This window comes from Bradyrhizobium sp. 44, from assembly GCF_023073095.1.
GTDB lineage: Bacteria > Pseudomonadota > Alphaproteobacteria > Rhizobiales > Xanthobacteraceae > Bradyrhizobium.
This window is the reverse complement of sequence record NZ_JADPIY010000016.1, coordinates 17,341-37,721: the sequence shown is the minus strand read 5'-3', so window position 1 is coordinate 37,721 and position 20,381 is coordinate 17,341. Positions and strand designations below refer to the sequence as shown.

The 20,381-nt window shown below is 64.3% G+C and carries 20 protein-coding genes; 9 read left to right on the top strand and 11 right to left on the bottom strand.

What is annotated here, in order from left to right:
- Positions 1-22 precede the first annotated feature (22 nt).
- The 10 genes from IVB41_RS16750 to IVB41_RS16705 all read right to left on the bottom strand — a co-directional run bounded on the left by IVB41_RS16750 (position 23) and on the right by IVB41_RS16705 (position 10,598).
- Entirely contained in the window at positions 23-1,606 is a 1,584-nt protein-coding gene (locus tag IVB41_RS16750; protein WP_247359838.1) for a Do family serine endopeptidase, read from the bottom strand.
- Positions 1,607-1,833: 227 nt separating this feature from the next.
- Positions 1,834-2,316, bottom strand: coding sequence for a cytochrome c-type biogenesis protein (locus IVB41_RS16745; protein ID WP_027569123.1), 483 nt, complete (start codon positions 2,314-2,316; stop codon positions 1,834-1,836).
- A gap of 4 nt (positions 2,317-2,320) precedes the next feature.
- A complete protein-coding gene (locus tag IVB41_RS16740; protein ID WP_247432989.1) occupies positions 2,321-4,303 on the bottom strand; it encodes a heme lyase CcmF/NrfE family subunit in 1,983 nt (660 codons plus the stop codon).
- Positions 4,300-4,827: a cytochrome c maturation protein CcmE gene (ccmE, locus tag IVB41_RS16735; RefSeq protein WP_247432986.1), complete on the bottom strand. Its 528-nt coding sequence runs from the start codon at positions 4,825-4,827 to the stop codon at positions 4,300-4,302. The genes IVB41_RS16740 and ccmE overlap by 4 nt, the downstream gene beginning before the upstream one ends.
- 37 nt (positions 4,828-4,864) lie before the next feature.
- A complete protein-coding gene (ccmI, locus tag IVB41_RS16730; protein WP_247432982.1) occupies positions 4,865-5,980 on the bottom strand; it encodes a c-type cytochrome biogenesis protein CcmI in 1,116 nt (371 codons plus the stop codon).
- 131 nt (positions 5,981-6,111) lie between these two features.
- Positions 6,112-6,381 (bottom strand): hypothetical protein, encoded by a 270-nt coding sequence (locus IVB41_RS16725; RefSeq protein WP_007593394.1) that lies wholly within the window; start codon positions 6,379-6,381, stop codon positions 6,112-6,114.
- Positions 6,382-6,480: 99 nt separating this feature from the next.
- Positions 6,481-7,881: a hypothetical protein gene (locus IVB41_RS16720; RefSeq protein WP_247432979.1), complete on the bottom strand. Its 1,401-nt coding sequence runs from the start codon at positions 7,879-7,881 to the stop codon at positions 6,481-6,483.
- A 161-nt stretch (positions 7,882-8,042) separates the two neighbouring features.
- Entirely contained in the window at positions 8,043-9,419 is a 1,377-nt protein-coding gene (locus IVB41_RS16715) for a sensor histidine kinase (protein WP_027569118.1), read from the bottom strand.
- A gap of 121 nt (positions 9,420-9,540) precedes the next feature.
- Positions 9,541-10,212, bottom strand: coding sequence for a response regulator transcription factor (locus tag IVB41_RS16710; protein ID WP_027569117.1), 672 nt, complete (start codon positions 10,210-10,212; stop codon positions 9,541-9,543).
- Between the two features lie 230 nt (positions 10,213-10,442).
- Positions 10,443-10,598 (bottom strand): hypothetical protein, encoded by a 156-nt coding sequence (locus tag IVB41_RS16705; protein ID WP_007593402.1) that lies wholly within the window; start codon positions 10,596-10,598, stop codon positions 10,443-10,445.
- A 233-nt stretch (positions 10,599-10,831) separates the two neighbouring features.
- Between IVB41_RS16705 and IVB41_RS16700 the strand changes: the two genes are divergently transcribed.
- The 7 genes from IVB41_RS16700 to IVB41_RS16670 all read left to right on the top strand — a co-directional run bounded on the left by IVB41_RS16700 (position 10,832) and on the right by IVB41_RS16670 (position 16,428).
- Positions 10,832-11,815, top strand: coding sequence for a Ku protein (locus tag IVB41_RS16700; RefSeq protein WP_247432976.1), 984 nt, complete (start codon positions 10,832-10,834; stop codon positions 11,813-11,815).
- Between the two features lie 57 nt (positions 11,816-11,872).
- Complete coding sequence (locus tag IVB41_RS16695) at positions 11,873-12,109, top strand: hypothetical protein (protein ID WP_027569115.1); 237 nt, start codon at positions 11,873-11,875, stop codon at positions 12,107-12,109.
- A gap of 174 nt (positions 12,110-12,283) precedes the next feature.
- A complete protein-coding gene (locus IVB41_RS16690) occupies positions 12,284-12,466 on the top strand; it encodes a hypothetical protein (protein ID WP_027569114.1) in 183 nt (60 codons plus the stop codon).
- Between the two features lie 191 nt (positions 12,467-12,657).
- The gene (locus IVB41_RS16685; protein ID WP_027516964.1) at positions 12,658-12,822 is read left to right on the top strand and encodes a Flp family type IVb pilin; all 165 of its coding nucleotides are present in this window, start codon (positions 12,658-12,660) and stop codon (positions 12,820-12,822) included.
- A gap of 184 nt (positions 12,823-13,006) precedes the next feature.
- Entirely contained in the window at positions 13,007-14,569 is a 1,563-nt protein-coding gene (locus IVB41_RS16680; protein WP_247432974.1) for a hypothetical protein, read from the top strand.
- Between the two features lie 171 nt (positions 14,570-14,740).
- Positions 14,741-15,736, top strand: a complete 996-nt coding sequence (locus IVB41_RS16675; RefSeq protein ID WP_247407615.1) for a glycosyltransferase family 2 protein — start codon at positions 14,741-14,743, stop codon at positions 15,734-15,736.
- 8 nt (positions 15,737-15,744) lie between these two features.
- A complete protein-coding gene (locus IVB41_RS16670; protein WP_247432971.1) occupies positions 15,745-16,428 on the top strand; it encodes a class I SAM-dependent methyltransferase in 684 nt (227 codons plus the stop codon).
- Position 16,429: 1 nt separating this feature from the next.
- Here the strand turns inward: IVB41_RS16670 and IVB41_RS16665 are convergent, their stop codons facing one another.
- A complete protein-coding gene (locus IVB41_RS16665) occupies positions 16,430-17,875 on the bottom strand; it encodes a hypothetical protein (RefSeq protein WP_247432967.1) in 1,446 nt (481 codons plus the stop codon).
- Between the two features lie 195 nt (positions 17,876-18,070).
- Between IVB41_RS16665 and IVB41_RS16660 the strand changes: the two genes are divergently transcribed.
- The gene (locus tag IVB41_RS16660) at positions 18,071-18,490 is read left to right on the top strand and encodes a hypothetical protein (protein WP_247432964.1); all 420 of its coding nucleotides are present in this window, start codon (positions 18,071-18,073) and stop codon (positions 18,488-18,490) included.
- Positions 18,491-18,681: 191 nt separating this feature from the next.
- On the top strand, positions 18,682-20,337 hold the full coding sequence (locus IVB41_RS16655) for a thiamine pyrophosphate-requiring protein (protein ID WP_256464242.1): 1,656 nt from the start codon (positions 18,682-18,684) through the stop codon (positions 20,335-20,337).
- Positions 20,338-20,381 lie beyond the last annotated feature (44 nt).

Below are 20,381 nucleotides of genomic sequence, written 5' to 3'. Positions count from 1 at the left end.
GGTCCTGAGGCCGGGCCCTTCGTTACCCCTTGGCGATGGGCACGGCGACGAAGCGCGACTGGCCGCCGCTCTTCACTCGCATCAGGACGCTGTTCTTGTTGTCGGTCCGCGCCGTGTTGATGGCGTCGCGGACTTCGCCGGCGGTGCTCACGCTCTTGCCGCCGACTTCGAGAATCACGTCGCCTTCCTTGAAGCCGCGTTCGGCAGCCGCGCTCTTCGGATCGACCTCGGTGATCACGACGCCTTCCTTGCCGGCGCCGGCCACGGAATCGGCGGGCGCCACGGTCATGCCGAGCTTGGGCACGTCGGTGCCGCGGCTCGCGCCCTTGCCGCTGTCCTTGTCGATGTCGGCCTTGGCCTCGATCGTGTTCGGCAGCTGGCCGAGGGTGAGGTTCACCACCTTGTCCTGGCCCTTGTGCAGCACGTTGAGCTTCACGGTCGCGCCGGGCGCCAGGCCGCCAATGGTACGGGCGAGCTCGCGGGCGTCCTTGACCGATTCGCCGTTGACCGACGTGATCACGTCACCGGACTCGATGCCGGCCTTGGCCGCCGGACCATTCGCCTGCGGCTCGGCAACCAGCGCGCCTTCGGCCTTCTTCATGCCGAGGCTGTCGGCGATGTCGGATGTCACCGGCTGAATCTGCACGCCGATCCAACCGCGGCTGACCGAGCCCTTGTCCTTGAGCTGCGCCACCACGCTCTTCACTGTGCTCGCGGGAATCGAGAACGCGATGCCGACGCTGCCGCCGGAGGGCGAGTAGATCGCGGTGTTGACGCCCATCACCTCACCGTTGGTGTCGAAGGCCGGACCGCCGGAATTGCCCTTGTTCACGGGCGCGTCGATCTGGATGAAATCGTCGTAGGGGCCGTTGCCGATGTCGCGGCCGCTGGCCGAAACAATGCCGGCAGTCACGGTGCCGCCGAGGCCGAACGGGTTGCCGACCGCGAGCACCCAGTCACCGATCCGCGGCTTGCCGTCGGCAAGCTTCGCGAACGGGAAGTTCGAGCTGCCCTCGACCTTGATCAAGGCGAGGTCGGTGCGCTGATCGGTACCGATCACCTTGGCGGTGTAGGTCTTGCCGTCGTCGGTCGTGACCTCGACCTTGTCGGCGCCGTCGACCACGTGGTTGTTGGTCACGGCGAAGCCATCAGCCGAGATGAAGAAGCCGGAGCCCTGGCCCTGCACGACGCGGCCACGACCGCCACCACCCTTCAGGCCCGGCATGCCATCCGGACCGCCGAAGCGGCGGAAGAACCGCTCCATCGGCGAGCCCGGCTGGAACGGCGACTGCGCGTCATCGCCATCATCATTGCTCGCGGTCTTTTCCTTGATGTTGACCTTCACCGAGATCACCGACGGCTTCACGCGCTCGACGATGTCGGCGAAACCGATCGGGCGTTCGACCTTGCGGACCTCGTTGTTGACCTGTGCATGCGCCGGGCTCGAGAACAGGTCGGCCGGCGAGGTCGACGTGCCGAAGCCGTAGACGGCGGCGCCGAGGCCGGCGACGACCGAGGCCATCAGCGCGATCTTGCGGGCCGAGAAAACGGATCGGCGGGGCTGCCGGTAGGACGGAAGGTTCGAGAGGTCGGAACGGTCGGTCATGCAGAGATCTCCAGGGCCTTGAAATCCATTTGGCGCCTGACGCGGCACCTTACGGACCTGAAGATGGGGGCTGCCGCCTTACCGTGCGCTGGCGGCGGGGTTAAACTTTTGTAATGAACGCGGATGCGGATGCGGCAGTTTATCGCGGCCGAAAGTGTTGAACCGGCAGGAACTTAACGAGGTTCCAGGAACGCCCGCGCAGTGCCGGCTGATGCGCAGCAACGTAGCTAGCGCGATTTGGCTTCATCCGCCATCAATGCGGCGAGCCGCGCTTCCTCGTCGGGCGTGAGCGGCGGAGCCGGTAGGTCTGCACCATTTCGCGATCTTCGGCGGATTTGAAGCCATAGCGCCAGGCCGCCGCCAAGCAGCAGCAGCGGCGCGAGCAGCCACAGCAGCATGTTCTGGCGCTCGAAGCGCGGCTTGAGCAGCACGAACTCGCCGTAGCGCGCGACCAGGAAATCGAGCACTTGCGAATTGCTGTCGCCGGCCGCGATGCGCTCGCGCACCAGGAGCCGCAAATCGCGCGCGAGCGGCGCATCGGAATCGTCGATCGATTGGTTCTGGCAGACCATGCAGCGCAGCTCGCGCGACAAGTCGCGTGCACGCGACTCCTTCACAGGGTCCGACATGATCTCATCGGGCTGCACGGCATGCGCCGCAGGCAAGGCCAGCAGCATCAGTGCGACGAACGCGACCATCATTCGACGCATCAGATCACTCCGCCGGTTGCAGGCGCTGCTTGGCCCGCGCCGGTTTTGGCGCACCGACCCGCAGGCGCCGGTCCGACAGCGACAGCACGCCGCCGAACGCCATCAGCACCGGCCCCCACCAGATCAGCAGCACCAGCGGCTTGTGATAGATGCGCACGGCAATGGCACCCTCGGCAGTGGCGTCGCCGAGCGAGATGTAGAGCTGGCTGGCGCCACGCGTCAGCAGCGCGGCCTCGGTGGTCGAGGAGCCGCGGGTGGTGAAGCTGCGCTTGGACGGCGTCATCACGCTGAGCTTCTCGCCGTCGTGGCTGACGTTGAATTCGGCGATCATCTCGTGGAAGTTCGGCCCTTGGCGCTGAAACAGGCCGTCCAGCTTGACGTCATAGCCGGAGACATGGGCGACGTCGTTCTGCTTCATCGTGGCGATATATTCGCTGTTCCAGGTGGTCTCGCAGACGATTCCGATCAGCGCGACGCCGAGGCCGGCATGCGCAAATACCGAGCCCCAGGCCGAGCGCGGCAGACCGCGGGCACGATGCAGCGTCGTCGCGAACGGCAGGCGGAATAAGCCGGTTCGTTCGGCCAAATCCGTCGCAGCGCCGGCAATGACGAAGACGCCAAGTCCGATTGCCAATGGCGCCAGCGCGCTGCCGCCGAGCGCCCAGCCCCAAACCATGGCAACGGCGACAAGCCCGGCAACGCCGGCCGCGAGCAGACGTTGGGTGACGCCAAGCAGATCGCCGCGTTTCCATGCCAGCATCGGCCCGAACGGCACGGCGAGCAGCAACAGCGTGAACAGCGGAGCGAAGGTGAGATTGTAGAAGGGAGCACCGACCGACATCTTGAAATCGGCGAGCATCTCCATCGCCAGCGGATAGAGCGTGCCGAACAGCACCACCGCGCAGGCGACCGTGAGCAGCAAATTGTTCAGCACCAGCGCACCTTCGCGCGAGATCGGCGCAAACAAGCCGCCCTGCTTCAACGACGTCGCGCGCCCCGCGAACAGCGACAGGCTGCCCCCAATGAACAGGCAGAGAATCAGGAGAATGAACACGCCGCGGGTTGGATCGGTCGCGAAGGCATGCACCGAGGTGATGACCCCCGAGCGCACCAGGAAGGTGCCGAGCAGCGACAGCGAGAAGGTCAGGATCGACAAGAGGATGGTCCAGACCTTCAGCGCGTTGCGCTTCTCCATCACCAGAGCCGAATGCAGCAGCGCGGTTCCGGCAAGCCACGGCATCAACGAGGCGTTCTCGACCGGGTCCCAGAACCACCAGCCGCCCCAACCCAGTTCGTAGTAGGCCCAGTACGAGCCCATGGCGATACCGAGGGTCAGGAAGATCCAGGCGACCAGCGTCCACGGCCGCACCCAGCGCGCCCACGCGGCGTCGATCCGCCCCTCCAGCAACGCCGCGATCGCGAAGGAGAACGAGATCGAGAAGCCGACATAGCCGAGATAGAGCATTGGCGGATGCACGGCGAGACCGATGTCCTGAAGCACCGGATTGAGATCGCGTCCCTCGATCGGCGGGTTGGCGATGCGCAGGAACGGGTTGGAAGTCACCAGGATGAAGAGATAGAAGGCGCTGGCGATCCACGCCTGTACGGCCAGCACATGCGCGCGCAGCGACAGCGGCAGATTGTTGCCGAAGGCCGCGACCAATCCGCCGAACAGCGCGAGGATCGACACCCACAAGAGCATCGAACCTTCATGGTTTCCCCACACGCCGGTGATCTTGTAGAGCAGCGGCTTCATGGAGTGGGAATTCTCGTAGACGTTCGCGACCGAGAAATCCGACTCTACGTGCAGCATCACCAATGCGATGAACGACGCACCGACGAACAGAAGCTGCGCCAGCGCAGTGGAGCGCGCCACACTCATCAGCGCATCATCGCGCAGCCGCGCACCGGTCAGGGGCACGATGGATTGGATCAGTGCCAATCCGAGCGCCAGCACCAGCGCGTAATGTCCTGACTCCGCGATCACCGCACTGCTCCCTGCGGATTGCCCTGCGCTGTCGTGGCCGCGGGCTTGACGCTATCGGAAGCCTTGACGCCATCATAAGCCTTGGCGCCGTAGTCATCCTTCCAGTGCCCCTGCTTCTTCAGGGCATCGGCGACGTCCTTGGGCATGTAGGTTTCGTCGTGCTTGGCGAGCACGGTGTCGGCCTTGAACACGCCATCGGCGTCGAGCGCGCCTTCGGCGACGACGCCCTGCCCTTCCCGGAACAGATCGGGCAAAATGCCCTTGAAGGCGACCGGAAGCTTTGCGCCGCCGTCGGCGACCTCGAAGGTCACTGCGAGATTGTCGCCGCGCTGGAGCGAGCCGGGCTGCACCAGGCCGCCGAGGCGAAACCGCTTGCCGGGCGCAACGTGCTTCTCGGCGACCATGGTCGGCGTCGAGAAGAACACGATGGAGTCGCGCAATGCGTTGAGCACCAGCCCGGCGGCGAGCGCGAGCACGGCAAGCGAGCCGCCGATGATGGTCATACGTCGCTGCTTGCGCGTCATGGCGTATCTATTCCCTGCTCGTCTCGTCCTGACATCATCATCCGTCGAGCCCGAGTGTCTTGAGGCCTTCATCGAGCTGGCGCAACCGCGCTGCATCGTTGGCAACCGCCTGGCGGGCATCGGTCGATGCCCCCACCGCCTTGTCGCGATCACCCATCACGAGATAGGCGCGCACCAGGCGCAGCCAACCCTCGACGTCGTCGCCGTTCTGCTTGAGGCGCGTGGCGAGCCGTTCGACCATGCCGCGAACCATCGCGTTGCGATCGCCCTCTTTCATGTCCTTGGAAGCTGCGAGGGTTTCATCCGACAGCGCCGGCATCGTAGCGCCACCGCCGCCGACCCGGGCGAGCGAGGTCTGCACCAGAGGGCGCCACGGCGCATCCGCCGGCGCTTTCGCCAGCAGCGCGCGCCAGATGTTGGCGGCATCGTCCTTGCGACCGTCCTGCTCGGCGGCGAGACCGAGAAAATAGTTCGCCTTGGGGTCGTCAGCGGTGAGCGCCCGCGCGCGCTCGAACTCGGTCTTGGCCTCGGCGGTCACGACGCCGCCGGCGGCGGCCGAGATCGCTTCGCCGAGATCGGACCGGCGCTCCGCGCTCTCGCCATTGTAGGTGAGCGAGTTGCGATAGGCCCGCACGGCGTCGTCGAAGCGGCCAAGCCGCTCCAGCACGGGCGCGATCACGTTCCAGCCGCGCCCGTCGGTCGGATTCTTTTCCAGATGTTGCTCGACCTGGACGACCAGATTCTCGAGCGACTGCGCCATGCCGGACCCGGATCCGCGCTCCCGCTGCGCCAGTGGAAAGTCCTGAAGCCTGGGCGAGCCGAGCGGCACATAGACGCTGATCGCAACCAGCGGCAGGCCGGCAAGCGCCAGCACGGCCGCCGCGCGGCGCCATTTGAGGCTGGATTTCGGCGCCGTTGCGGGCTCGCTGCCGGCTGCGGCGAGCAGCCTGCGGCTGACCTCGACGCGCGCGGCCTCGGCTTCGGGCGCAGCGATCAGCCCTGCGGCAAGATCACGCTCGATCTCGGCGAGTTGGTCCTTGTAGACCGCGACCTCGCTGCCCTGATTTTGCGCGCGTCCGCTACGGCCGAGCGGCAAAAGCACGGCGAAGATCGCCGCGACCGTCATCAGCGCGAACACGAACCATAGCATCATCTGGCAAGCTTCCGGCAGCGCGCAAGCCGCGCCCACAGGTGGCTTTACACCACGGCCGGACGATGCGGCAATTGACAATTGTCAATTCGGCGCGACCGCGCACAGTCCCGAAATGGTGAAAATCCAACGGCTTAGCCGATCTCGAAGTCCGCGCTTTGAGCGGCGTCCTCGCCATGCCCGTTGAAGGCCTTCAGGAAGTATGTTCCCGGCTCGATAGCGTCGGGCAATCTGATGCGCAACGCCCCGACCGGAACGGGCGATGCAACCCTGGTGACCGTCTCAGGAAGCTGCCGACCGCTTGCCTTCTCGACCAGCACCACCTTCGCGCCGACCATCAGCCTTTGATATTTGGCAACGACGACGCGATTCTCGATTTCGATGGAACTGATAACGGATTTCATGCGCCCACAGATAGAAATATCAAAATTTGCACGGCGACCGTAGGGCCCGACATCGGCATCGTCAACCTGAAATTGTGACTACTGAAATATGCGCCTGGATCAGCTCGCGCGCGACGATTTGCGCTCGCCCGTGGCCGCGTTCTCCGCGGCGCGGCTCATCAGCGAAGCATAATCATCGCCGAACAGCACCTGGCAGAAGCGGATCGCGGCCTGCACCTGCTGCTGCCGATAGGTGCGGACCTTGTGATCGGCGCCGCGCAGCGACTGCACCAGCTGCTCGGTTGAACGCTCGACATATTGCTGCAGGTCGGAATAGGTGCGCAGTGTCACCTCGTTGATCGCAAGCTCGCTCGCATAGTTGCGACAGGTCGCGACGAAATCGATCAGCGCCACGGTTTCCTCGACCTCGGTGCTGTCGATCCGCGCGCCCGGCGGAATGTCCTTCTCGGCGCGCTGGCGCAGGATGCGGCGGACGCGGCCGGGAACGCTGTCGATCTCGGATTGCAGCGCGTTGGAGATGTCGGCCCGGATCGAGGTCAACTGCTTGCCCCAGGCGGAATCGTTGCGCAGGTCGAGTTCGGTACGCAGGCCCCGGACGCCGTCGTGCAGCGTCTTGAGATTGCCGGCGACATTGTCGAAATGGCCGCGCTTGATGTCCATGCGCAGGACGGCGGCCACGCAGGACAGATCATGCAGCGCCATTGTGACGGCGACTCCATAGGGCGTTGCCGCGACACGGATCTCGTCGTCGGACGCGGCAATCTTGATGGCGAGGCGGATGATCTGCCACGGCGCGGTCATCCGTTGCACGACCATCGAGAGCGCGAAGGGCAGCATCTGCGGCGTCTGGAGGACGGGAATGTTGAGCGCGGCAGTCACCGAGGCGATCTGGGCATCGCCGAAGGCGCGCAAAGAGCGCGGCAGCTTCTCGTTCAGGGTGCCGATAGCCTCGCGGACCGCGAGGACCGCCCCGGTCGAATAGAGATCCTCGATCACGTTGGGCGGACCGACGCGGGCGAGCGCACGCGATTTGTCACCCCCGCCCGGCCCCGTCAGCTCGAAGATGGCATCCGCGGCGATCGCCTGGAGCTTCGAGGCCAGCGCTTCGACCTGCCCTGCACTGTCGGCCGGCATGCGCGCCAGCGCCGCCTCGAATTCGCTCAGCTTGGCCGGAGCACCGTCGCGGCCGAGCCATTGCCAGATCGGAGCCAGGGAAGAGCGGCGGATCTGCCCGGCCCGGATCGGGGCGCCTGCTTCGACCAGGAATGGTTCCAGTACCTGGAACAGTAGCCGCGACAGATCGTCCGTGCGCGGCGGTGTTGCTTCCTCGGCTTCCGTCTTGCGGACAATCTTGCGCAGCTGGTCGAGCACGAGGGTCGCCACGGCCGTGTCCTGGCCGCGCTCGAGCGCGCGCTCGAACTCCCGCATCAGCAGTGCCTGCGCCTGCGGCGGGAGCTGCGCGAGATATTCCCTCAGCCGCTCGATCGATGTCTGGCTCATGCGCCCGGGTAATGAACGGTAAATGGCGAACGTGGGATCCGTCCTGCTCGATCATAGGTGGGCCCGCTTAAGAAGCCGTTTAGGAAGTCGCTCCGAATACCCCTGGTTTCTTTCGGATCGGTGTGCTTCTGCAGGTCAAATAGTCGCGTCGGAACAAGGGATTATATTCCGGGGAGGACCAGCTCCGCCCGCAAGCCCCCGGTCGGCGCGCGACCGAGTGAGAGGCTGCCGCCGTAGAGCGCAGCGAGCTCGGTCACGATCGACAGCCCCAGCCCCGATCCGGGCTTGGACTCGTCGAGCCGTTGGCCGCGCCGTGAGACCTGGGTACGCTCGGCCTCCGACAGGCCGCGGCCGTCGTCGTCGACGATGATATGCAGCCGCGGACCGGCGCTCGCCTGATGCGGCGCCTCCACCAGAACTTCGATGAAGACCCGCGAGGCCGCCCATTTGCAGGCGTTGTCGACGAGATTGCCGACCATCTCCTCCAGATCCTGCCGCTCGCCGCGAAATTTCGCCGACGGATCAGCCTCGGCCTCGACCACGATGCCGCGGCCGCGGTGGATCTTCTCCATGGTCCGCCGCAATGCCTCGATGGCCGGTGCAACCTCCGTCACCGTCGCAACGACCGAGACCCGCGCCGCGATGCGCGCGCGCTCGAGATGATGGGCAACCTGGTCGCGCATCACGTCCGCCTGCTCCATCACCTTTGCCGCGAACGGATCGGCGGGATGCGCGCCGGCCTCGTTCACGATGACCGAGAGCGGCGTCTTGATGGCGTGAGCGAGGTTTCCGACATGGGTGCGGGCGCGCTCGACGATCTCGCGATTGGCGTCGATCAGCGCGTTGGTCTCGCGCGCCAGCGGCGCGATCTCAACCGGGAACTCGCCCTCGAGCCGCTCCGCCCGCCCGGACCGGATGTCGGCGATGGATTCGGAGATGCGCTTGAGCGGCGCGAGACCGAAGCGGACCTGGAACACGGTGGTCAGCAGCAACACGATGCCGAGCGCGGTGAAGGTGCCGCCGAGATAGTAGTCGAAACTGCGCGTCTCGTCGAAAATCTCCGTGTCGTCGCCGGCGACACTGACGAGAAATTTGCCGTCCGCGCCGAGATCGACCGGCCGCTCCACCATGCGCAGGTTCTGTCCCTCCGGACCGTCGACATAAGCGATCCGGATGCCGGCGGCGGTAAGCTCGGTGCCCTGCTCTTCAAGCTTCGGCAGCTTCTTGTCCCAGAGCGAGCGCGACGAGCGCACCTCCGGCTTTTCGGGGTCGGTCCGCGTGATCTGCCAGTACCAGCCGGACAACGGCAGCTCGAACAGAGGCTCGCCGAGCGACTGGAACTGGCGGTCCGGCGGCTCGTCGGGGGTGGCGACCTCGGCGATCAGTGTGCGGAGATAGAGATTGAGCCGGCGGTCGAAGGCGCGTTCGGTGGCGTTCTTGTAGACCGACGACAGCACCACGCCGGTGATGGCCAGGATCACCACGAGCCACGCGGTCGCCGACAGGAACAGGCGGTTCGCGAGCGAGCTGGCGGGCATCGGAATGATCCCGGAGGCGCGGGGTGGCATGGCGTCGGAACTCATGACCCGAACAAGGCCTCTGCCGGGCCGCCCGTCAAGCCAAGATACGTCTAGACAAGATCGTTCGAGACACCACGGTTCAAGCGCCGGGGGGCGGCGGGGTCAGGAGATAGCCGAGGCCGCGGACAGTCTGGATGATGTCGACGTCGAGCTTCTTGCGGATGCGGCCGACGAAGACCTCGATGGTATTGGAGTCGCGGTCGAAGTCCTGGTCGTAGAGATGCTCGACCAGCTCGGTGCGGGACACGACGCGCCCCGAATGATGCATCAGGTAGGCCAGAAGCCGATATTCGTGCGACGTCATCTTGATGGGATTGCCTGATACGCTGACCCGGCCGGTCCTGGTATCGAGCGTGACGGGGCCGCAGCTCAGCTCGCTTTGGGCGTGGCCAGTGGAGCGGCGCAGCAGCGCGCGGATGCGCGCCAGCACCTCCTCCAGGTGGAACGGCTTTGCGACGTAGTCGTCGGCGCCGGCATCGAAGCCCTGGACCTTGTCGCTCCAGCGATCGCGCGCGGTGAGGATTAGGACCGGCATGGTGCGGCCGTTGCGCCGCCAGGCTTCCAGGACCGAGATGCCGTCCTTCTTCGGCAGGCCGATGTCGAGCACCACGGCATCGTAGGGCTCGTTGTCACCGAGATAATGCCCCTCCTCCCCGTCGAAGGCGCGATCGACGACATAGCCGGCGTCGGTCAGCGCCTTGGTGAGCTGGCGATTGAGATCGGGGTCGTCCTCAACGACGAGCAGGCGCACGCTTCTCTCCAGAATTAGGCCGCATGAACACCCGCACAGATGAGCAATTCCGGCGTGAACTGAATATGAACGCGGGGAACCGGCCGCGTTACTTTTTGGTCATATCCGACCTGTTCGCGCTAAACGCATTGCGCCCGCCAAGCCACCGGACGAACCGACGGCCTGGCGGGCGCAATGTGCCGCGTTATGCGGCGAGTCGGAAGGTGCGAACCGTCCGGTCGATCTGCCGATCAGGTCCGGAAGAACACGAACCAGATGACCGCGAGGATCAGGATCGCAAGCCCGGTGGATATGGCGAGCAGCGCCGCCACCGACGGCCCAGGCTCGCCCTGGCGCGCCTCGGTCGGAGTTTCCACGATCTGACGTTGGTCTCGCGTGGTTGCCATGGTGACCTCAATTCTGGCTGTCGCGTCGGATGGCCGCGACTGCTCGCGGCGGAATGTCTCGTGGCAACGCATGATGGGATATGATGTTCCGGCCTTTGCGGCCTGATCAGGTTGCACCCGCGCACCGGGCGGCCGGTTAACGCAATTGCAAGATTCAGCAATCCGCCTTGCTATGATTCGTTGTTCCCCGATGGTATCTTCGTCTTCTGTCCCCGTTGCGTTTGGAGTAGCCCATGGCCCCCCGCGCCAATTGGAAGGGTTTTCTGCGTTTGTCGCTCGTGACCTGCCCGGTCGCGCTCTATCCAGCCACTTCGGATACCGAGAAGGTCTCGTTCAACCAGATCAACCGCAAGACCGGCCACCGGATCAAGTACCTCAAGGTCGACGCCGAGACCGGTGACGAGGTGACCTCGGAGGACATCGTCAAGGGCTACAAGGTCGACACCGATACCTATATCGAGGTCACCAAGGACGAGCTCGACGACATCGCGCTGGACTCCACCCACACGATCGAGATCGATGAGTTCGTACCGAAGACCGACATCGACAGCCGCTATCTGATCCGCCCCTATTATCTCGTGCCCGATGGCAAGGTCGGCCACGACGCCTTTGCGGTGATCCGCGAGACGATCCGGAGCATGGACAAGGTGGCGATCGGCCGCGTGGTGCTGACCAACCGCGAGCACATCATCGCGCTGGAGCCGCTCGGAAGCGGCCTGATGGGGACGCTGCTGCGCTACCCTTATGAGGTGCGCGGCGAGAAGGACTATTTCGACGACATCCAGGACGTGAAGCTGACCAAGGACATGCTCGACCTTGCTAAGCACATCGTCGAGAAGAAGTCCGGCGCGTTCGAGCCCGAGCTGTTCGAGGACCATTACGAGACCGCGCTGATCGACCTCATCAACAAGAAGCGTAGCGGCGCGCCCATCGCAGCAAAGGCCGCGCCCAAGACCGGCGGCAACGTTATCAACCTCATGGACGCGCTGAAGAAGAGCATCGCGAACGAGAAGGACGCAAGCCCCCCGGCGAAGGTCGCCAAGGACGTGAGCAAGGACGCCGTCAAGGGCAAGAAGCCGAAGAAGCGCGTCGAAGGCCAGCGCGAGATGCTGCTGCCGATCGCCGGCAAGGGCGGCAAGGACGCTGCTGCGAAAGCCGCTCCCAAGAAGGCCGACAAGCCAGCGCGCGCGCCGGCGCGGGCGAAGAAGGCCGGCTAGCAGCATCGCACAGCGACGACGCCGTGATACCTCCCCTCGTCGATCGGTCGACCTGACATGCCCTGGTCGACCGCGTTCGACGACCCCATTTCGTTACGTGGCGGGCGCAAGCTTCGGACGCTGCAAGAAGCTGCCGATCACATCATGCGACTGCCCGAGGATACGCAGCATGCGAGCCACTGGCAGACCGCGATCGAAACCCTGATCAACGCGGCCGAGACCGGCGGCGGCTGGATGATGTTCGCCCGCATCGCGGTGTTGCGGGCGCTGAATGCGGACGCTCGGCGCGACTGAGCTTTGCACCCCGGTCGAGAACAGGCTCAACAATCCGTTAAGCCAAGCCCGCGCTTTCAGCGTCTGCCCGCAGTCGCGGGGGGCGGCACGTAATCCTACGGAAGACAAAATTAACCGACGCTTCCCGCTCAGCGCAGCATGGTCGCCCTCGATTGAACTCGGGGTTGCAGGCTCGTGCAGCAGCAGGACGCCAGAAAGAACTACATCGGCATCGTCAACGACGCGGCCGAGGAAGAAAGCCTCGCCGGCAGCTCCGCGCGGGCGCAGCCGTCCGTGGTCAGCTATCTGGTCGGACGTCTGGCGATAGTGCTGAAACGCCCCGGCAAGGCCGCGCCGAAACGCCAAATATCGTCCTGAGACACCACGACGAAATCGCCAAATGCGTCCGAATTGGGTGACGAAACCTTAAATCAATCGATGACACCATATCAAACGGCAGGTGAGGACCATCCACCTGCGTTTTGACGCGCCCGCGAAAAATTAGTGAATCAATTTACCATTCCGAAAACGGCACCAGCCTAGGTTGGACGGATGAACAGGAGTTGACGATGACTTTGCTCAAGTCATTTCTTGCCGACGAAAATGGTGCCACCGCCATCGAGTATTGTCTGATCGCCACGGGCATCGCACTCGCGATCATCACGGCCGTGAACAACACGGGCGGTGCACTCCTGAGCGGCAAATTCAACTCGATCAGCGCGGCGGTGAAGTAGCCGGCATAGCCGGCGCGCCGCAATCTCATCAGCACGAGTCCGCGTGCAGCGCGCCGGATGACGGGCTCCTCCTTCCGATGCGGCGGCGACCCCAGCTTGATTTTCGCGAAGTTCACATTATGGCGTTGTGTCGTGCGGTTGCGCCGTCGTAGAGCGTAAGCTCAAACTCCAGCGGCCCTATGACATGATTCCTTCCGACAAGCCGACCTTGACAATCCGGGCTCGTCTTGGCTCGGACCAATCGGTGGCGATCACCGTTCTTGCTGTCCTGGCGGCCCTGTCGTTTCTTCCGGTGCTGCTGACGCCTATCCCCGCGATGGTCGACTATCCCAATCACCTCGCCCGGATGTACATTTTGAGCCAGAACGGCACTCCCAATGCCAATCCGTATTACGAAGTGGCCTGGGCATTCTATCCTAACCTTGGAATGGATCTGCTGGTCCCGCAAATGGCGCGGCTGATCAGCCTCGAGAATGCCACGCGGCTGTTTCTGCTCCTGAGCCAATTGCTGATCGTCGGAGGCGCGCTTTTGCTCGAATGGGCCCGGAAGGGACGGGTCCATCTCGCCGGCTTTGCGGCGCTCGCTTTCCTTTACTGTCTGCCTTTCAGCTGGGGTTTCGTGAATTTCGAGTTCGGACTGGGCCTCGCTCTCTGCGGCATCGCGCTCTATCTGATGCTCGCGGAACGCCGATGGCCACTGCGTTTCGTCGTCAACATGGTCTTCGTCGCAGCGCTGTTTGCGGCGCATTTCTTCTCCCTCGGCATCTACGGCGCGACGCTCGGCCTTTACGAGCTCTCGCGCATCCGCCATGGACGAATATCTTACGGTGTCGCCGCCGCGCGGCTCGCCGCGTTGGCCATGCCGGCGCTTGCCCTGTTTGGGATCATGCGCATGACCGCGGGATCGATCGGAAGCGAAGGAACGAACTGGTTCTTCGGATTCAAACCGATCTGGCCGTTGCGCATCATGAACGGCTACAATTTGACGGTCGCGGCGGCGACCGGACTGACGCTGATGATCTCGCTGTTCTTCGCCGCAAGGCGCGGCGTCCTCAAGCTCGAAGCAGCCGGAAGCTGGCTCGCGATCGGCTTCGCGCTGCTCTATGTCGTCATTCCCTCGAAGCTGTTCGGAACCTCGTTCGTCGACCTGCGCGTGATCCCCGCTGCAGCTCTGATCCTGCCGGCTTTCTGCTCGCTGACGCTGCCCAGCCGGGCATGGGGAATGGCAGCGCTCGCCGCGGTCAGTAGCGTCATACTGATCAATCTCGCTGTCGTGCTCGCGGTCTGGCTGCCTTACCGCACCGACTATGCGGCCATCGTCGCATCGTTCCACAAGATCGATCGCGGTTCGCGCATCCTCGTCGCCAGCACGGACGACAATGGAGACCCGCCCTTCGCCGACCTCACCTCGTATCCGATGTATTATGCGCCGACGCTGGCCGTGCACTATGCCAACGCGTTCGTGCCCAATCTATTCACGGAAGCGGGCAAGCAGCCCGTACGGCCCCGCGAGGACGTGCGCCGTCTTGCCATTCCCTACGGGGGGCCGGTGCCGCTCGGCGTGCTTACCGCGATTGCGGCAAGCCGGCCGCCGGCTGGCGTTCCGCCGTTCGTCAGCACCTGGCACCAGGATTACGACTATCTCTACGTCCTCGGGCCGAAGGTCGCAAACCCGCTGCCGGATCTACTGGAAGCGCTGAACACCTCGGAGCGATTTGTTCTCTACAAGATCCGCCGCAAGTCCTAGGCCGAAGTCCTAGGCCGAAGCGCTGCCCAGCGTGGTTAATCGGGTATCACCATCCGCACCCGCCTCATTGGAAGCCGCCACGGCGCCCCATATCCTTAATGGTTGTGGCAAGGCGACCTTAACCACCACCGGCATAGACTTCCGCTCCTGCAACGAGTTGGACTCTCTCGCATGGCGGCCAATTTCCAGTCGATCCGCTACAGCCTCGTCATCCCCGTGTTCAACGAGGAAGCCGTGTTGCCGGTGCTGCTGCGCAGGCTCGACCTGGTCTTGTCCCGGCTCGACGGGCCGGCAGAAGCAATCTTCGTCGACGACGGCAGCAGTGATTCCAGTTCGATCGTGCTACAGGCACTCGCCACGCGCGACCCGCGCTTTCGCTATATCGGCCTGTCGCGAAATTTCGGGCATCAGATCGCCATCACCGCCGGCATGGACGCCGCGCAAGGTGAAGCGATCATCGTCATGGATGCCGATTTGCAGGATCCGCCCGAAGTGATCGAGCAATTGATCGCAAAATGGCAGGAAGGCAACGACATCGTCCACGCCCGCCGCCTGTCGCGCGACGGCGAAAGCCGATTCAAGCGCGCGACTGCGCATCTGTTCTACCGGCTTCTCGGCAGGATGTCCTCGGTCGGCATCCCCGCCGATGTCGGCGACTTCCGCCTGATCGATCGCAAGGTGCTCGACGCGCTTCGGCAGATGCCGGAGCAGGACCGCTTCGTACGCGGCATGATCGCATGGCTCGGCTTCCGGCAGGCCGAGGTCACCTTCCACCGCCTCGAGCGTGCAGCGGGCGAGACCAAATATCCGCTGTTCAAGATGGTGCGGCTCGCGACGAACGCCGCGCTCGGCTTTTCCGATCTGCCCTTGCGGCTCGCAATCTGGTGCGGATTGACCGTCTCGGGTCTGGCACTGCTCTATGGCGGCTGGGTGATCCTGTTGTGGCTCAGCAACGACAGTCATCTCGTGACCGGCTGGTCCTCGACGATCGTCGTCGTGTCCCTGCTGTGTGGAATGAATATGCTGATGACGGGCATCGTGGGGCTTTACGTCGGCCGCATCCATGCCGAGGTGAAACGGCGTCCGCTCTATGTGGTGCAGACACGCGCCGGCTTCGACCGCAACGAGGCGGCAGCCGCACCCGCGATCCACGCCGTCAACGAGTGACCCAGCGCATGACCGAACTCTTCGACGGTTATCACGACAACTACCGTGACGTGGTCCAATCCTCGATCGACTTCTCCGGCTTGCCGCATCATTTCTTCATGCGCGCCAAGGCCGATCTGCTGGGCAATCTGATCGCGCAGCGGCTCGACACGGAGAGGCCCGACATGCTGGACGTCGGCTGCGGCGTCGGCAGCCTTCATCCGCTGCTGCACGGCATGGTCGGCCGCTTGAGCGGCATCGACGTTTCTTCGGCCAGCCTGGCGCAGGCACGCGCTGACAATGGCAGGGTCGACTACCGTGAGTTTGACGGCCGCACCTTTCCATTCGACGATGCCAGCTTCGATCTGGTCACGGCCGTCTGCGTGATGCACCACGTCGTGCCGGCTGAATGGGCGCAATTCATCGCGGAGATGCGGCGCGTGACCCGCCCCGGTGGACTCGTCTGCGTCATCGAGCACAATCCGTACAACCCGCTGACCCGCCTTGCCGTCGCGCGTTGTGAGTTCGATCGGGACGCCGTCTTGCTCGGGGCGGGCAAAGCCCGAAAATTGATGGCTGCCGGCGGCTTGCGCGAGATCGGTGCGCGCCATTTCCTGCTGCTGCCCTGGGACACCAAGCCCGCGCGGCGCCTCGAAGCGACCCTGAGCGGCGTGCCGCTCGGCGGCCAATACGCCGCCTTCGGGACCGCTTGATCTATCTTTGCGGCATATCTCGCCGCTTGTGCACGACCGCCACGTCGTCGCTGTAGACGCGTTGCCATTGGGGTAGCCGGTCCAGCATCGCTATCGCCGGCGTCCCCGGCGCGAGCAGCGTCGCGCCGATGTTGTATTCGTCGAGCAACTTCAGAAAGTCGCCGAGGTCGACCAGCGCCAGAGCGCGATTGTAGCGGTTGATGAACGCTCCCCCGTACAGTTCACCGCGACCGTCGATAAAGGTGGGAATGCCGGCAAAGATCAAATAGCCACCGAAGGAATAGTCGTTGAGCACGTGCCCCGTCGTGGCGAGCTTGGCTTCAGTGACGGCAGCCTGAGGGGTAATGGCCGGAGCCGGCCGTATATCACGGGCTAGCGTCGCCGCGCTCACCACGATCAACACACCCAGTGTGGCCAGGTTCAGGCCGCGCGACGAGCCGGCAGCATCTTCCGCAATCGGTCCGCCGAACTTCCGCCCCAGCGGAGCCGCCAGATAGAGCGGCGCCAGCACGGCCAGCAGATCCGCATTGCGGATCTGGGCCAGCGCGAAATGCAGCAAGCCGATCACGACCAAGGCCCGCACGACCGGCAGCGTCACGCCACGCGAGAGCGCGAAAATGCCGGCCAGCAGCAGCAACTCGAAGAAGCCTATGTGGCTGAAATCCTGCGGCCGCCATTCCGCGATCCAACCGAGCGCGGGGCCGAGGCCGAGCGTGGTCAGGGGCATCAGCAGCGGATCCGGCCCGTAGGGCGTCAGGCAGGACGCAGCGACCGCAAGCGCGGTGAATGGAAGCCAACGCAGGAATACGCGCGGCCATTCGCTGCGCTTCTCGCGCAGCAGCGCCTCGAGCCCCGCGGGGCCGATCAGCCCAAGCGCCAGCACCACACTGCCGTGCAGATTGGCCCACACGACCAGCAGCGGAAGGGCCCAATACGGCGGGGGCCCTCCACGATCCATGCAGCGTACCAGGGCAGCCGCCCAGGTCACCATCAGCGGCAGCACCAGCACGTGTGGCCGCGCCAGCATATGCGGCGCCAACAGGATCACGGCCGCGATCACCATGAGCAGCGTCTGGGCCGGCGAAAGCTCGCGCAGCAGGAAGAACGTGAACAGGCCGAAGGCGAGCGCTATCGCCGCGGCGCCGACGACGAGGACGCCCTGCCAGCCGGCAAGCGCGTAGGCTCCGGCGTAGATGATCTCCGAGAGCCATTCGAAGGTGATCCAGGGGGCGCCGTGCCTCGAAAAAGAAAATGGGTCGCTCGCCGGCAGCGTGCCGTGCGCGATGATCCAGCGCCCGACCTCGATGTGCGAATAGGTGTCGGGATCATTGAGCAGCCGCGGTCCTAGGATCAGCAGCAGGACATAGACGCCAAGGCTCACCAGCCAGGGGAGCGCCGCGCGCGCCGAAAACGGTTGAACCTCGCTGTGGACGGCCTGTTCACTCATGGCGAGCGCAAGTTAGGGCCCAAGCGTTAAATTCCTCTTTGACGTTCACGGCGGCTGGGGAGTGCGCGGCGGGCCGGTCACCCTTTGTGAACCATACTCCCGGCTGCGAAATCCGGGCTGCGGCGCTTTGACGACCATGCGGGTCCTGATACCCTTCATACTGTCAATCGACCAACCACAGCTGCAAGGATGCGGATGAGAAGCGTGATGCTCTTGGCTTTCAGCCTCGTCTTTGTCGGCGTCTGGTCGCAGGACGGCGCGAGAGGACAGACTTCGGCCGCACCGCCGGTTTCGCTTTCTCCGCCTAATGGATCGCCGTCGCACGCGGGCGCCAAAAATTCCAGACCTCCGCCGGCAGCATCCATCAAAGAAGCTTCGCCGCCGGTGATCGGCGGGCTTCCATCGGCGCCGAACCCAGCCGCCGACTACGATGGCTTCAGCGTAGGCACTGGCGACGACAACGACACATCGCATCAGGTGGTCCCGCCTGTGAGGTCACGCACGGCGACGGGCTCCAGGGCCGACCCGGGTGCTAAAGGCGCCGCTGAGCAATTAATCGATCAAGAAGACGAGGCGTTGAAACGCAAGCTGAGGATCTGCCAAAGCTGCAAGTAGCGGACGGAGCGGATGGAGCGCGGCGAAATTCGTCGCGGGGATATCCGGTGGCACGGCCCCGGATTGCGCTGCGTCCATCCGGGCTACGGCAGCTCGCTGCATGGCAGACCTACCGCAGCTCTCACGCGCTCACGCTTTACCCTCCGCCAATTTCCTGATCCTCTCTCCCCTAATCAGCCGGACCAACCGGCCTGCCCAGGGAGAGAGACGCCATGAAGCTCGGCACCGCGATTGCGGAAATCATGAAGCGCGAGGGGATCGAGATCCTCTGCGGCTATCCGGTCAACCATCTGATCGAGCATGCGGCCAAGGCCGATATCAGGCCCGTGATGGTGCGGCAGGAGCGCGTCGGCATCCACATGGCGGATGCGATCTCGCGGGTGACGTCGGGACGCTCGATTGGCGCGTTCTGCATGCAGCATGGGCCCGGCGCGGAGAACGCGATGGGCGGCGTCGCGCAATGCTACGGCGAATCCGTTCCCGTGCTGGTGCTGCCGATGGGTTATCAGCGCAGGCTTGCGCATATCGAGCCGAACTTCAATTCCAGCGAGGCGATGAAGGCGTTTTCGAAATCGTCCGAACCGATCATCCTTGCCGCCGAGGTCGCCAACATTTTTCGACGCGCCTTCACCAAGCTGAAGAACGGCCGAGGCGGGCCTGTCATCGTCGAGATCCCGGCGGACATGTGGAACGAAGATGTACCGGAGCCGCTGAACTACACGCCTGTGCTGCGCACCCGCTATGGGGCGGACCCTGTTCATGTGAAGGAGGCCGCCCACCTGCTCGTCAACGCCAAGCGCGCGGTGATCTATGCCGGCCAGGGCGTGCATTACGCGCAGGCGTGGCCACAACTGAAACGGCTGGCCGAACGGCTCGCCGTTCCCGTCACCACCAGCCTTGGGGGCAAATCGTCCTTCCCGGAGACGCATCCGCTCTCGCTTGGCTCTGGCGGCCTTGCGGTGCCGCGCGCGGTGCCGAAGTTCCTGACCGAGGCCGACGTCATTTTCGGCATTGGCTGCTCCTTCACCGAAACAAGCTTCGGCATCGCGATGCCGAAAGACAAAACCATCATCCACTCCACACTCGATCCGAACCATCTCAACAAGGACGTCGAAGCCAGGATCGGCCTCGTCGGCGATGCCGGGCTCGTGCTCGATGCGCTGCTGGAGGAGATCGACAAGACCGTCACCGCGGATCGCGACGCCTCGGTGGTCGCGGCCGAGATCGCGGCCTCGCACAAGGAGTGGCTGGCGAAATGGATGCCGAAGCTCACCAGCAATGACGCGCCCTTGAGTCCCTATCGCGTGCTGTGGGACCTGCAGCACACCGTCGACATCGGCAACACCATAATCACCCACGATGCCGGCAGCCCGCGAGACCAGCTCTCGCCGTTCTGGAAGTCGGTCGAGCCCCTCACCTATCTCGGCTGGGGCAAGACGACGCAGCTCGGCTACGGCCTCGGGCTGGCCATGGGCGCAAAACTCGCAAAGCCCGACAAGCTCTGCATCAATGTCTGGGGCGACGCGGCGATCGGCTTCACCGGCATGGATTTCGAGACCGCGGTGCGCGAGCGCATTCCGATCATGTCGATCCTGCTGAACAATTTTTCGATGGCGATCGAATTGAAGGTGATGCCGGTCTCGACCGAGAAGTATCGGTCGACGGACATTTCCGGCGACTACGCCGCGATGGCGCGCGCCTTCGGCGGCTATGGCGAGCGGGTGACAAGACCTGAGGACATCATCCCCGCGATCAGGCGCGGCATCCAGAAGACGCAGGAAGGCGTTCCCGTGCTGCTGGAGTTCATCACCAGCAAGGAGACCGAGGTGTCTCGGCCGGGCACATAAAGCTGGCCGGATTCAGGCAGCAAAACTCGCTGTCGCGGACGCTG